9 protein-coding genes are annotated in these 12894 nt (G+C 73.5%); 7 read left to right on the top strand and 2 right to left on the bottom strand.

Features of this window, described 5'->3' with window-relative positions; all coding sequences use genetic code 11:
* Genes ACFY3N_RS33815 through ACFY3N_RS33800 form a run of 4 tightly spaced genes read left to right on the top strand, consistent with a single transcriptional unit; the run spans position 1 to position 4376 of the window.
* Entirely contained in the window at positions 1-1197 is a 1197-nt protein-coding gene (locus ACFY3N_RS33815) for an ABC transporter ATP-binding protein (RefSeq protein WP_390820636.1), read from the top strand.
* The gene (locus ACFY3N_RS33810; RefSeq protein ID WP_390820635.1) at positions 1194-2120 is read left to right on the top strand and encodes an ABC transporter permease; all 927 of its coding nucleotides are present in this window, start codon (positions 1194-1196) and stop codon (positions 2118-2120) included. Before ACFY3N_RS33815 ends, ACFY3N_RS33810 begins: the two co-directional genes overlap by 4 nt.
* Complete coding sequence (locus ACFY3N_RS33805; RefSeq protein WP_390820634.1) at positions 2121-2921, top strand: ABC transporter permease; 801 nt, start codon at positions 2121-2123, stop codon at positions 2919-2921.
* 36 nt (positions 2922-2957) lie between these two features.
* Positions 2958-4376: an NAD(P)/FAD-dependent oxidoreductase gene (locus ACFY3N_RS33800; protein WP_390820633.1), complete on the top strand. Its 1419-nt coding sequence runs from the start codon at positions 2958-2960 to the stop codon at positions 4374-4376.
* Between the two features lie 137 nt (positions 4377-4513).
* Here ACFY3N_RS33800 and ACFY3N_RS33795 read toward each other — a convergent pair whose 3' ends face one another.
* Positions 4514-5191 carry a phosphatase PAP2 family protein gene (locus ACFY3N_RS33795; protein ID WP_390820632.1) on the bottom strand — a complete coding sequence of 226 codons (678 nt, stop codon included), beginning with the start codon at positions 5189-5191 and terminating at the stop codon, positions 4514-4516.
* 426 nt (positions 5192-5617) lie between these two features.
* Positions 5618-6952 carry a 4-aminobutyrate--2-oxoglutarate transaminase gene (gene gabT, locus ACFY3N_RS33790; protein ID WP_390820631.1) on the bottom strand — a complete coding sequence of 445 codons (1335 nt, stop codon included), beginning with the start codon at positions 6950-6952 and terminating at the stop codon, positions 5618-5620.
* A 290-nt stretch (positions 6953-7242) separates the two neighbouring features.
* Between gabT and ACFY3N_RS33785 the strand changes: the two genes are divergently transcribed.
* From ACFY3N_RS33785 to ACFY3N_RS33775, 3 genes are all read left to right on the top strand, one after another.
* Entirely contained in the window at positions 7243-9366 is a 2124-nt protein-coding gene (locus tag ACFY3N_RS33785; protein WP_390820630.1) for an ATP-binding protein, read from the top strand.
* Positions 9367-9493: 127 nt separating this feature from the next.
* Positions 9494-11047, top strand: a complete 1554-nt coding sequence (locus tag ACFY3N_RS33780; protein ID WP_390820629.1) for a PucR family transcriptional regulator — start codon at positions 9494-9496, stop codon at positions 11045-11047.
* A gap of 278 nt (positions 11048-11325) precedes the next feature.
* The gene (locus ACFY3N_RS33775) at positions 11326-12771 is read left to right on the top strand and encodes an aldehyde dehydrogenase family protein (RefSeq protein ID WP_390820628.1); all 1446 of its coding nucleotides are present in this window, start codon (positions 11326-11328) and stop codon (positions 12769-12771) included.
* The last annotated feature ends 123 nt before the right edge of the window (positions 12772-12894 follow it).

The following is a 12894-nucleotide window of genomic DNA, read 5'->3' as shown; positions in this document are numbered from 1 at the left end:
ATGAAGACGACCGAAGACACCACCACGGCCGGCAACGGCGGCGGGGACGTCCGCCTCACCGGCATCGGCAAGACGTACGGCTCCTTCACCGCCGTGCACCCGCTCGACCTGACCGTTCCGCAGGGCTCCTTCTTCGCCCTGCTGGGCGCGTCCGGCTGCGGCAAGACCACCACCCTGCGCATGATCGCCGGCCTGGAGGAGCCCACCACCGGCACCGTCCACCTCGGCGACCAGGACGTCACCGCGCTCCCGCCGTACAAGCGGCCGGTGAACACGGTCTTCCAGTCCTACGCCCTCTTCCCGCACCTCGACATCTTCGAGAACGTCGCCTTCGGTCTGCGCCGGCGCGGCATCAAGAGCGTGAAGAAGCAGGTCGAGGAGATGCTGGAGCTGGTGCAGCTCGGCGAGCAGGCCCGCAAGAAGCCGCACCAGCTCTCCGGCGGCCAGCAGCAGCGCGTCGCCGTGGCCCGCGCGCTGATCAACCACCCCAGGGTGCTGCTGCTCGACGAGCCGCTCGGCGCCCTCGACCTGAAGCTGCGCCGCCAGATGCAGCTGGAGCTCAAGCGCATCCAGACCGAGGTCGGCATCACCTTCGTGCACGTCACGCACGACCAGGAGGAGGCCATGACCATGGCCGACACGGTCGCCGTGATGAACGCCGGCCGGGTCGAGCAGCTCGGCTCGCCCGCCGACCTGTACGAGAACCCGCGCACCACCTTCGTCGCCAACTTCCTCGGCACCTCCAACTTCATCGAGGCCGAGGTCGACGGCAGGTCCGGCGACGGGATCGTCCTCAAGGCGGGCGGCGGCAAGCTGGTCCTGCCCGTGGCCCGTAACAGCGCGCCCGCGACGACCGGCGGCAGGGTGCTGGTCGGGGTGCGCCCGGAGAAGGTCTCCCTCACCCACGCCGACGACGCCGGCCGGATACCCGAGGGCCGCAACCGGATCACCGGCCGGATCACCGGCGCCGGTTTCATCGGCGTCTCCACGCAGTTCGTCGTCGACAGCCCGGTCTGCGCCGACTTCGAGGTCTACGTCCAGAACATCGACCGCGATACCCGGCTGGTGCCCGGCGCCGAGGTCGTCCTGCACTGGAACCCGGCGCACACCTTCGGTCTGGACGCGGCCCAGTCCCTGCTTGCCGGGACAGCGGACTCCGCCGGCGTCGAGGCGGCCGGGGAAGAGGTCGCCCGATGACGACGGTCACCGAGGCGCCGCCCCTGGCGCCCGCCCCGCCGGAGCCGGAGCCGGCGCGCAGGCGGGGGCGCTGGACGCCGTACTGGCTGCTGCTGCCCGGCCTGCTCTGGCTGTTGGTGTTCTTCGCGCTGCCGGTGATCTACCAGGCCTCCACGTCCGTGCAGACGGGCTCCCTGGAGGAGGGCTACCGGGTCACCTGGCACTTCGCCACCTACGGGGACGCGCTGTCCGAGTACTGGCCGCAGTTCGTGCGCTCGGTGCTCTACGCGGCCTCCGCGACCGTGCTGTGCCTGCTGCTCGGCTACCCGCTGGCGTACCTCATCGCCTTCCGCGCGGGACGCTGGCGGAACCTGATCATGATCCTGGTGATCGCGCCGTTCTTCACCAGCTTCCTGATCCGCACCCTCGCCTGGAAGACGATCCTCGCCGACGGGGGCCCGCTGGTCGGCGCCCTGGACACGCTGCACGTCCTGGACGTCACGGCGTGGCTCGGCTGGACCGTCGGCGACCGGGTGCTCGCCACGCCGCTCGCGGTCGTCTGCGGTCTGACGTACAACTTCCTGCCGTTCATGATCCTTCCGCTCTACACCTCGCTGGAGCGCATCGACCCCCGGCTGCACGAGGCGGCGAACGACCTGTACGCCACGCCCTCGACCACCTTCCGCAAGGTCACCTTCCCGCTGTCGATGCCGGGCGTGGTCTCCGGCACGCTGCTGACCTTCATCCCCGCCACGGGCGACTACGTCAACGCGGATCTGCTCGGCTCGACCGACACCCGCATGGTCGGCAACGTCATCCAGTCGCAGTTCCTGCGGATCCTCGACTATCCGACGGCGGCGGCACTCTCGTTCCTCCTGATGGCCGCGATCCTCGTCATGGTCACCCTCTACATCCGCAAGTCCGGGACGGAGGATCTCGTTTAAATGGCCTTCGTCAACTGGCTCAAGCGCCGTCTGGTCGTGATCGCGGGACTGCTGACGCTCGCGTACCTCCTGCTGCCGAACGTCGTCGTCACGGTCTTCTCCTTCAACGATCCGAAGGGCCGCTTCAATTACCAGTGGCAGGAGTTCTCCACCGGGGCCTGGCGGGATCCCTGCGGTGTCTCCGGCCTGTGCGGCTCGCTGACGCTCAGCCTCCAGATCGCGCTGTGGGCGACGCTCGGCGCCACCCTCCTCGGCACGATGATCGCCTTCGCGCTGGTCCGCTACCGCTTCCGCGCCCGCTCCGCCGTGAACTCGCTGATCTTCCTGCCGATGGCGATGCCCGAGGTGGTCATGGCGGCCTCGCTGCTCACCCTGTTCCTCAACATGGGCGCCCGGCTGGGATTCTGGACGATCCTGATCGCCCACATCATGTTCTGCCTCAGCTTCGTCGTGGTCGCCGTGAAGGCGCGCGTGATGTCGATGGACCCCCGCCTCGAGCAGGCCGCGCAGGATCTGTACGCCGGCCCGGTCCAGACGTTCGTCCGGGTCACGCTGCCGATCGCCGCCCCCGGCATCGCGGCGGGCGCGCTGCTCGCCTTCGCGCTCTCCTTCGACGATTTCATCATCACCAATTTCAACGCCGGCTCGACCGTCACCTTCCCGATGTTCGTCTGGGGATCCGCCCAGCGCGGCACCCCCGTACAGATCAACGTCATCGGTACGGCCATGTTCGTCATCGCCGTGCTGCTGGTGCTGGTCTCCATGGCCGTCGGCAATCGCCGCAACCGTCAGAAGGCATAGCAACACAGCCGCAGTCCCCCGTAGGGAGTTGAAATCATGGCCCCGAGCGCCATGAGCCGTTGGACGAGATCCCTTTCCGAGGCCCGGCCGGTCTCCTACTGGCTGGACGACCCCGGCAGGCCCGGACCCGAGCCCGCCCTCACCGGCGCCGAGACCTGCGACCTGCTGGTCGTCGGCGGCGGCTACAGCGGGCTGTGGACCGCGCTGATCGCCAAGGAGCGCGACCCCGCGCGGGACGTGGTGCTGGTGGAGGGCCGTGAGGTGGGCTGGGCCGCCTCCGGCCGCAACGGCGGGTTCTGCGCCGCCTCCCTCACCCACGGCCTGCCCAACGGGCTGACCCGCTGGCCGGACGAGATCCACACCCTTCAGCGGCTGGGCGCCCGCAACCTCGACGCCATCGAGGAGACGGTCGCCCGCCACTCCATCGACTGCGACTTCGAACGCACCGGCGAGATCGACGTCGCCACCGAGCCGTACCAGGCCCGGGAACTCAGGGACCGGTACGAGGAGATCCGGGCCGAGGGCCTCGCCGACGGCATCGAGTACCTGGACGCCGGGGCCGTACGGGAGCAGGTGGACTCCCCGACCTTCCGGGCGGGCCTGTACGACCGCCGGGGCGTGGCGATGCTCCACCCGGCCAGGCTGGCCTGGGGACTGAAACGGGCCTGCCTCGACCTCGGCGTCCGCGTGTACGAGCACACCCCCGCCCTCACCCTGAAGCCGTACGGCGCCGGCATGGCCGTACGCACCCCGTACGGGCGGATCCGCGCCCGCGCGGCCGCGCTCGGCACCAACGTCTTCCCGAACCTGGTCAGACGGGTCCGCTCCTACACCGTCCCGGTCTACGACTACGCCCTGATGACCGAGCCGCTCACCGCCGGCCGGCTGGCGTCGGTCGGCTGGAAGAACCGGCAGGGCCTCGGGGACAGCGCCAACCAGTTCCACTACTTCCGGCTGTCCGCCGACAACCGGATCCTGTGGGGCGGTTACGACGCGGTCTATCCGTACGGCGGCCGGGTGCGTGCCGAGTACGACGACCGGCCGGAGACCTACGCCAAGCTCGCCGGGCACTTCTTCACCTGCTTCCCGCAGCTGGAAGGCGTCCGCTTCACCCACGCCTGGGGCGGCGCGATCGACACCTGCTCCCGCTTCTCGGCGTTCTTCGGCACGGCCCACGCGGGGAGGGTGGCGTACGCGGCGGGCTACACCGGGCTCGGCGTGGGCGCCACCCGCTTCGGGGCCGAGGTGATGCTGGACCTGCTGGCGGGGGAACGGACCGAGCGCACGGAGCTGGAGATGGTGCGCAGGAAGCCGCTGCCGTTCCCGCCGGAGCCGTTCGCCTGGACCGGCATCGCCCTCACCAAGTGGTCCCTGGCCAGGGCGGACGCACACGGCGGGCACCGCAATCTGTGGCTGCGCACGATGGACCGGCTGGGCCTCGGCTTCGACAGCTGAACCCGCGGACCCGGGCCGCCGGATCCGGGCCGGCCCGGATCGGTCAGCCCGTACCGGGCCGGGGGTGCCGGCGGGCCTGCGGCGACCACCCCGCCCGGTTCGACGGCTGAACTTGCGCCCCCGGGCCGACAAGGCAGTCAGCCCGTACCGGCCCGAGGGCCAGGGGTCCCCGGTCGGTCAGCCCGTACCGGGCCGGGGGCCGGGGTGCCGGCGGGCCCGGGGCGAGCGCCCCGGACGGCCAGCAGCCACAGGCCGGTCAGCAGTACCGCGCCGAGGCACCAGCTGGCCGCCACGTCCAGCGGCCAGTGGTAGCCCCGGCGCACCAGCCCGAACGAGACGCCGGCAACCAGGGCGGCGCAGACCACGACGAGCGCGCGACGCACCGCCGGCGAACGCAGCAGCGGGAGGAGGAGCAGCGTCGCCGCGCCGTACGCCACGACGGCGGTGGCCGTGTGACCGGAGGGGTAGTAGCCGACCGCCGGGGGCACGGCCGGGGTGCCGGGGCGGTCGGTCCACTCCTTCAGGGGCGCGACCAGCGCCGGCACCAGCACCATCGCCAGGACCCCGGCCGCGGGCGGCAGCCACCAGCGGTCCCGTCCCGCGGCACGTCCGCGCCGGGCGACGTACGCCAGCGCGATCACCAGGACCGGCACGGCGACCTGGACGTTGCCGAGGTCGGCGAGGAGTTCGGAGGCCCGGTCCGGACGGACCAGGGCCCGGCTCAGCCGCTCGTCGAGGCCCACCAGCGGACCGTCGGCGACGACCTGCCAGGTGATCAGCGCGAAGAGGAGGACGGGCGGTCCGAGCAGCAGCATGGTGCACAGCTTCGCAGGTGCGGACCCGGCACACGCCGAAGGGCCGGCGCAGGGGGGTGCGCCGGCCCTTCGGGAACGGCTTGCCGTGTGATGCGCCCGGACGGCCGTCCTGACCGGAACGTCGCGCGCCCCGGGGGGTTTGGGGCGGGCGACCGTCCGATCGTGAGGAGACCCGGGGCCCTGGGGCCCCGGTTCGTGTGCGCGAAGGCACGACCAGGTCGAAGCTGGGGAGGCCCCGGCCTGAACCACCCACAGTTCCCTGTGGGCGGGGTGTATCTCTCATCCGCGGAAAAACCTACGGCAGGGGGTGGCCCCGCGACAGGGCCGACGGGGTCCTGTCATCCACCCCGCACACGTTCTTCACACGCTCTGCCGCTCGTCGGCCCCGGCGGCCGTTCCGGGCGGCTCACCTGCCCGGATGCCGGCTCAGATGCGCGCGAGCGCCTGCTCGATGATGTCGAGGCCCTCGCCCAGCAGGTCCTCGCCGATGACCAGCGGCGGCAGGAAGCGCAGCACGTTGCCGTAGGTGCCACAGGTCAGGACCAGCAGGCCCTCCTGGTGGCAGGCCTTGGCCAGCGCGGCCGTCGCCGCGGGGTCCGGCTCCTTGGTGTCGCGGTCCTTGACCAGCTCGATGGCGATCATCGCGCCCCGGCCGCGGACGTCGCCGATGACGTCGAACTTCTCGGCCATGGCGGTGAGACGGGCCTTCATGACGGCCTCGATGTGCTTCGCCCTGGCGTTGAGGTCGAGCTCCTTCATCGTCTCGATGGCGCCGAGCGCGCCCGCGCAGGCGACCGGGTTGCCGCCGTAGGTGCCGCCCAGGCCGCCCGCGTGCGCGGCGTCCATGATCTCCGCGCGGCCGGTGACGGCGGCCAGCGGCAGACCGCCGGCGATGCCCTTCGCGGTGGTGATCAGGTCCGGGACGATGCCCTCGTCCTCGCAGGCGAACCACTGGCCGGTGCGGCAGAAGCCGGACTGGATCTCGTCGGCGACGAAGACGATGCCGTTGTCCCGGGCGAACTCGACGATCGCGGGCAGGAAGCCCTTGGCCGGCTCGATGAAGCCGCCCTCGCCGAGCACCGGCTCGATGATGATCGCGGCGATGTTGTCCGCGCCCACCTGCTTGGACATCTGGTCGATGGCCTGCGCGGCGGCCTCCGGGCCCGCGTTCTCGGGTCCGGTCGGCCAGCGGTAGCCGTAGGCGACCGGGACGCGGTACACCTCGGGCGCGAACGGACCGAAGCCGTGCTTGTACGGCATGTTCTTCGCGGTCAGCGCCATGGTGAGGTTGGTGCGGCCGTGGTAGCCGTGGTCGAAGACGACGACCGCCTGCCGCTTGGTGTAAGCACGCGCGATCTTGACGGCGTTCTCGACGGCCTCGGCGCCACTGTTGAACAGCGCCGACTTCTTGGCGTGGTCGCCCGGGGTCAGCTCGGCGAGCGCCTCGGCGACGGCCACGTAGCCCTCGTACGGCGTGACCATGAAGCAGGTGTGGGTGAAGTCGGCGAGCTGGGCGGAGGCGCGGCGGACGACGGCCTCGGCGGAGGCGCCGACGGAGGTCACGGCGATGCCGGAGCCGAAGTCGATCAGGCGGTTGCCGTCGACGTCCTCGATGATGCCGCCGCCCGCGCGCGCGGTGAACACGGGCAGCACGGAGCCCACGCCCTGCGCGACCACGGCGGTGCGGCGGGCCTGCAGCTCCTGCGACTTCGGCCCGGGGATGGCGGTGACGACGCGGCGCTCCTGCGGAAGTGCGGTCATGCGGGGCTCCTGGGGGGTTCGGACATGTGCGTTCTTTTCTCGCAGGCTAGGGCGGGGAGCGGGGGGTGGGCATGCTCCATGTGGGCGCTGTTCGGGGGCCCGGGTTGTCCGTGGTGGACATAGCGGGGGGCGACGCCCGCGCCGCGCCGCCGGGCGGGAGGTGTCCTTCTCACCGGCCCCAGCCGCACGACTGCCCGCGGCCGGGCCGTGTAAGCGGTGGACTACGCCTGCCGGGGCGTTAGATTGACTCGCTGACGGCGGATGGAGCGGCGGCTCAGGGGGCAAGGGCGATGAACAGCGACGGTACCCAGGACGCGCGGGGCACACAGGCGGACCCCGTACCGCGCCCGGCGGGCCCACCGGACGTACCGGCGGTGCCCCCGCGCCCCACGAGGGCCCCGGGCACGCCGCCCCCGCCCGACGGTTCCGCGTTCCTCACCTGGCTCCGCACCCCCCGCCCCGAGGCCCTCCCCGGCGTGTGGCGGTTCGGGCACCGCCCCCGGCCGGAGGAGGAACCGGAGCGCGTCCCGGGGCGCCAGCTGCTCAGCGGAGCCCTGATCGCGTTCCTCGTCGGCTGGCTCCTCTGGTCGCTCCTGTGGAACGGCTACCTCGGCGGCTGGTGGCTGCTGCCGCTCTACGCGATGATCCCCGACTCCTGGGCGGAGCCCCACAGCTTCGGCGCCGTCGTGGTCGTCTACGCCTACTACGTGCTGGTCGCCGGGATCATCATGGTCGGCGTGGGCCGCCTCGGCCGCTGGGGCGAGATCTGGCACCGCTACGGCCCGCCCGCCTGGCGCCGCGGCACCGTACCAGACGAGCGCCCGCCCGCCCCCGAGGCCGACCCCGCCGCCTGGCCCGACCTGCGCGCCGCCGGTGCCGCGGACGCCGCCGAGCGGCTCGCCGCCGACGCCCGCGCCGGGCTGATGCGGGACGTCGACCACGCCCGCATCACCCGTGCCTGGCAGGGCGTGCGCAGCGGCCGGCACAGCCTCGCCACCTTCACCGGTGCGGTGCTCAGCCACGGCGCCGCCGCCTGCGCCCACCCCTCCGGCGCGCGCGACCTGCCGGCCCGCCGGGCCCGTCACGACCTGCTGACGGGGCAGGTGCGGCTCGGCACCACCGCCGACGACCCCCGCAACCCCTACGCCTACCGCGGCACCGGCCTGGCCCTCGGCCCGGAGCTCCTCGGCACCTCGCTCCTCGCCGTCGGGCCGGCCGGCTCCGGCAAGACCGGCGGTGTCGTCCGGCCGCTCGCCGAGTCGCTGTGCCTGCACGCGCTGGCCGGGAAGGCCGCCGTGGTGGTGGTCGGCGCGGCGGGCGCGGGGCTCGGCGAGGCCGACGCGTACGACGTCGTCGTCCGGATCGGCAGCCCCGACTCGGTCCACGACCTCGATCTGTACGGCGGGACCACGGACCCCGACGAGGCCGCGGCCGTACTGGCCGAGGCGCTGGTGGGGGACCTGGCGGATCCGCACCCGGGCAGCGACAGCCGCCGCTCCACCACCGTCCTCGCCCAGCTGCTGGGCCCGTTCCGCGCGGTGCACGGCCGCTTCCCGTCCGTCCCCGAGCTGCGGCGGCTCCTCGACGGCTCCCCCGGCCCGCTGGCCGAGCTGCGCAGCGGGCTCCAGGCCGCCGGCCAGGAGTCGCTGCTGCGCGAACTCGACGCCCGCGAGCGGCAGCTGGCCCACCCCGGCGACGTCGGCGGCGTCCTCGCCGACCGGGTGGCGCTGCTGGACCGGCCGGCCTTCGCGGGGTTCTTCGACACGTCCGGACAGTCCCGGCCGTTCTCGCTCAAGGCACTGGACCACCCGGTGCGGGTCCGCGTCGACCTGCCCCAGCGCGGGCACGCGGACGCCTCGCGGATCCTGGCGCGGCTGGTCCTGGCCCAGTTCACGGCGAGCGTGACGGTGCGCGAGGACCGCTCGCTGTTCGCCTGCCTGGTGCTGGACGACGCGACCGGCGTGGTCACCCCGGAGGCCGTGCGGGGCATCCAGCGGCTGCGGTCGGCCAACGCGGGCGCGGTGCTGACCCTGCGCACCCTGGACGACGTGCCGAGGCCGCTGCGCGGGCCGCTGCTCGGGGCCACCGGATGCCGGATGGCGCTGTCCGGCGTCACCCCCTGGGACGGCCAGGACTTCGCCGAGGTGTGGGGCAAGGAGTGGACCGAGGCCCGGGACGTCACCGACCGGCAGATCATCGCGGAGAGCCCGGCGGGCAAGGCGGTGCACGCACTGCGGCGGGCCATCACCGGCAAGGCGCCGACCGCGCGGGCGGTCACCGTGCGGCAGGTCGAGCGGGAGCGGTGGTCCGCCTCGGAGCTGGCACACGCGGTGCCGGCCGGGCACGCGGTGCTGTCCCTGACCGACGTCAAGGGCGAGCACGCGCCGCCGCTGCTGGTGGACCTGCGGGAGTGAGCTGTCCGGTCGGGGCAGCCGGGGACCGTACAGTGAGGCAGAATCGACACAGGCCGTTCATACACGGCGGCCAAAGGATCACGGCGTTCCCACCCACCCGACGCAGACCCGAAGGGTCCAGGCACCCATGCCCCCGACGCTCGCCTCGCTCGTCCACCACTCCGCGCTCAAACTGACCGTGCGCGCGGGCGAGGACCGCCTCGACGTGCCGGTCCGCTGGGCGCACGCCAGCGAGCTCGCCGACCCCGTGCCCTACATGGAGGGCGGGGAGCTTCTGCTGATCACCGCGCTGAAACTCGACGCGGAGGACCGGGAGGCGATGCGCCGCTATGTGAAGCGGCTGGCGGGGGCGGGAGTGGTCGGTCTCGGCTTCGCCGTCGGCGTCCACTACGACGACATCCCCGACGCCCTCGTCGACGCGGCCCGCGCGGAGGGTCTGCCGCTCCTCGAGGTACCGCGCCGCACCCCCTTCCTCGCGATCAGCAAGGCCGTCTCCGCCGCCATAGCCGCCGACCAGTACCGCGCGGTGACCGCGGGCTTCGCGGCCCAGCGGGAACTGACCAGGCAGGCCCTGGCGGAAGGCCCCGAAGGCCTGCTGGCCGCGCTCGCCGCCCAGGTCGACGGGTGGACCGCGCTGTACGACGCCTCGGGCACCGTCGTGGCCGCGGCGCCGGAGTGGGCGGTGCGGCGCGCCGCGCGGCTCACCCCGGACGTGACGCGGCTGCGGGAGCGGCCCGCGCCCGCCTCCTCGGTGGTGGCCGGCCCGGAGCACGAGGACCGGGTCGAACTGCACTCCCTCGGTACCGGCAAGCGCCCCCGCGCGGCGCTCGCCGTCGGCACCGCCGCCGCCCCCGGCACCGCCGAGCGGTACGCCGTCCACTCCGCGGTCGCCCTGCTCACCCTGACCACGGAACGCTCCCGCTCCCTGCACGCCGCCGAGCAGCGCATCGGCGCCGCCGTCCTGCGCATGCTGCTCGCCGGGGAGCCGGACCACGCCCGCGCGGTGGCCGGGGACCTGTACGGGGACCTCCTGGACGCACCCTTCCGGATCATCGTGGCCGCCGGGGGCGAGGCGAACGGTGACGCCCTCGGCGGCCTCGTCGAGGCAGCGGAGTCCGCCGCCGCCCGCTCCGGGGAGGCGGTCCTGGTCGTGCCGGAGGGGAACCGGCTGGTCGTACTCGCCTGCGACGGCGGCGCCGTCGTGGCCGCCTGCCGCGACCACGCCGCCGCGCGGGAGGCGGCCCGTAAGAGCGACGACGAACTGGTCGTCGGACTGTCCGCACCGGCCGGGCCGATCGCCGCGTCCGCCGCCTACAAGCAGGCCGAACAGGCGCTCTCGGTGGCGCGGCGGCGGGGGAGGGTGCTGGTGGAGCACGAGCACATGGCCGCCGGGTCGGTGCTGCCGCTGCTCGCCGACGACGCGGTCAGGGCGTTCGCCGACGGGCTGCTGCGCGCCCTGCGCGAACACGACGCGACGGGCCGCGGCGACCTCGTCGCCTCCCTCCGCGCCTGGCTCTCCCGCCACGGCCAGTGGGACGCGGCGGCGGCCGACCTCGGCGTCCACCGCCACACCCTCCGCTACCGCATGCGCCGGGTGGAGGAAATCCTCGGCCGCTCCCTCGACGACCCGGACACCCGCATGGAACTGTGGCTGGCCCTGAAGGCGACCACATCGGAGTGACACCCCTCCCCCGGCCCGGCCCTCCCGGCCCGTCCAGCACTTCCAGCCCGTCCGGCGTTCGAGGACAAGGGGGCCGGGGGCGCAGCCCCGGGGACAGGAAGGGAAGGGGCGGCGGGGGCGAAAAACCCGAAGCCGACACCCCCACCCACCCCGCCAAACCGTAGAACCCTCCCACCCCCACCACTACGACTCGGCCAAACTCCGCCCCCCGCCCCCCGCCCTACCGTGGACCCAGCACTCCACCCACACCCCGACCGCGGAAGGGCCGGAACCCGCACATGACTTCCACCACCGCCTTCTGGCTCGCCGGCCGCCAGGCCACCGGCGAGACCGCCTTCGACGTCACCTCCCCCTGGGACGGCCGCACCGTCGGCACGGTGAGCGTCCCGACCGACGCCCAGATCGAGGACGCCGTCTCCGCCGCCCACGCCGTCCGCGAGGACTTCGCCGCCACCCCCGCCCACGTCCGGGCCGCCGCCCTCGACCACGTCAGCCGCCGCCTCGCCGAGCGCACCGAGGAGATCGCCCGCCTGATCTCCGCCGAGAACGGCAAGCCGGTCAAGTGGGCCCGCGGAGAGGTCGGCCGCGCGGTCTCCGTCTTCCGCTTCGCCGCCGAGGAGGCCCGCCGCTTCAACGGCGGCGAGGCCCAGCGCCTGGACACCGACGCCGGCGGCCAGGGCCGGCTCGCCCTCACCCGCCGCTTCCCCAAGGGCGTCGTCCTCGGCATCGCGCCGTTCAACTTCCCGCTGAACCTGTGCGCCCACAAGGTCGCCCCCGCCATCGCCGCGGGCGCGCCCATCATCCTCAAGCCCGCGCCCGCCACGCCCCTCTCCGGCCTGGTCCTCGGTGAGCTGCTCGCCGAGACCGAGCTGCCGGCCGGCTCCTGGAGCATCCTCCCGGTCCCCAACGACCGCATGCCCGCCCTGGTCCAGGACGAGCGGCTGCCGGTGATCTCCTTCACCGGCTCGGAGACGGTCGGTTACGCGATCATGGACTCGGTGCCGCGCAAGCACTGCACCCTGGAGCTGGGCGGCAACGGCGCGGCCGTCGTCCTCGCCGACTTCGCGAGCGACGAGGACCTGGACCGGGCCGCGCAGCGCATCGCGACCTTCTCCAACTACCAGGGCGGCCAGTCCTGCATCTCCGTGCAGCGCGTGATCGTCGACGCCTCCGTCCACGACCGTCTGCTGCCGCGCATCGTCGCCGCCGTCGAGGCGCAGGTCACCGGCGACCCGAACGACGACGCCACCGACGTCGGCCCGCTGGTCAGCGAGGCCGCCGCGCAGCGCGTGGAGTCCTGGGTCGACGAGGCCGTCGCCGCGGGCGCCACCCTCCTCACCGGCGGCAAGCGCGACGGCGCCTCCTACGCGCCGACCGTGCTCACCGACGTACCGGCCGAGGCGACGATCTCCTGCGAGGAGGTCTTCGGACCGGTGCTGACCGTGCAGAAGGTGGACGGGGAGGCGGCGGCCTTCGCCGCCGTCAACGACTCCAAGTACGGCCTCCAGGCGGGCGTGTTCACGCACGACCTGCAGACCGCCTTCCGGGCCCACCGGGCCCTGGAGGTCGGCGGCGTGGTCATCGGTGACGTGCCCTCCTACCGCGCCGACCAGATGCCGTACGGCGGTGCCAAGCAGTCCGGTGTGGGCCGCGAGGGCGTGAAGTTCGCGATGGACGACTACACCTACGAGCGCGTGATGGTCCTGACGGGCCTCGCGCTCTGACCCGTCCGGAGAAGACCGACGGCCCCCGCCCCCCCGGGGGGGGGGCGGGCCCGAGGTCATGAACCGGCCAAGGCGACCCGGGTCCCCCCGGGCGGGGACCGGGAGGCGGGGGCGGGGGCGGGC

Source organism: Streptomyces sp. NPDC000348 (genome assembly GCF_042898795.1).
Classification (GTDB): domain Bacteria; phylum Actinomycetota; class Actinomycetes; order Streptomycetales; family Streptomycetaceae; genus Streptomyces.
This window is presented reverse-complemented; position numbering and strand designations above follow the sequence as displayed.

Coding starts and splice junctions, on each gene's coding strand:
- ACFY3N_RS33785 (WP_390820630.1), top strand. CDS start 7,243: ATGAACAGCGACGGTACCCAGGACGCGCGGGGCACACAGGCGGACCCC.
- ACFY3N_RS33815 (WP_390820636.1), top strand. CDS start 1: ATGAAGACGACCGAAGACACCACCACGGCCGGCAACGGCGGCGGGGAC.
- ACFY3N_RS33810 (WP_390820635.1), top strand. CDS start 1,194: ATGACGACGGTCACCGAGGCGCCGCCCCTGGCGCCCGCCCCGCCGGAG.
- gabT (WP_390820631.1), bottom strand. CDS start 6,952: ATGACCGCACTTCCGCAGGAGCGCCGCGTCGTCACCGCCATCCCCGGG.
- ACFY3N_RS33775 (WP_390820628.1), top strand. CDS start 11,326: ATGACTTCCACCACCGCCTTCTGGCTCGCCGGCCGCCAGGCCACCGGC.
- ACFY3N_RS33780 (WP_390820629.1), top strand. CDS start 9,494: ATGCCCCCGACGCTCGCCTCGCTCGTCCACCACTCCGCGCTCAAACTG.
- ACFY3N_RS33805 (WP_390820634.1), top strand. CDS start 2,121: ATGGCCTTCGTCAACTGGCTCAAGCGCCGTCTGGTCGTGATCGCGGGA.
- ACFY3N_RS33800 (WP_390820633.1), top strand. CDS start 2,958: ATGGCCCCGAGCGCCATGAGCCGTTGGACGAGATCCCTTTCCGAGGCC.
- ACFY3N_RS33795 (WP_390820632.1), bottom strand. CDS start 5,191: ATGCTGCTGCTCGGACCGCCCGTCCTCCTCTTCGCGCTGATCACCTGG.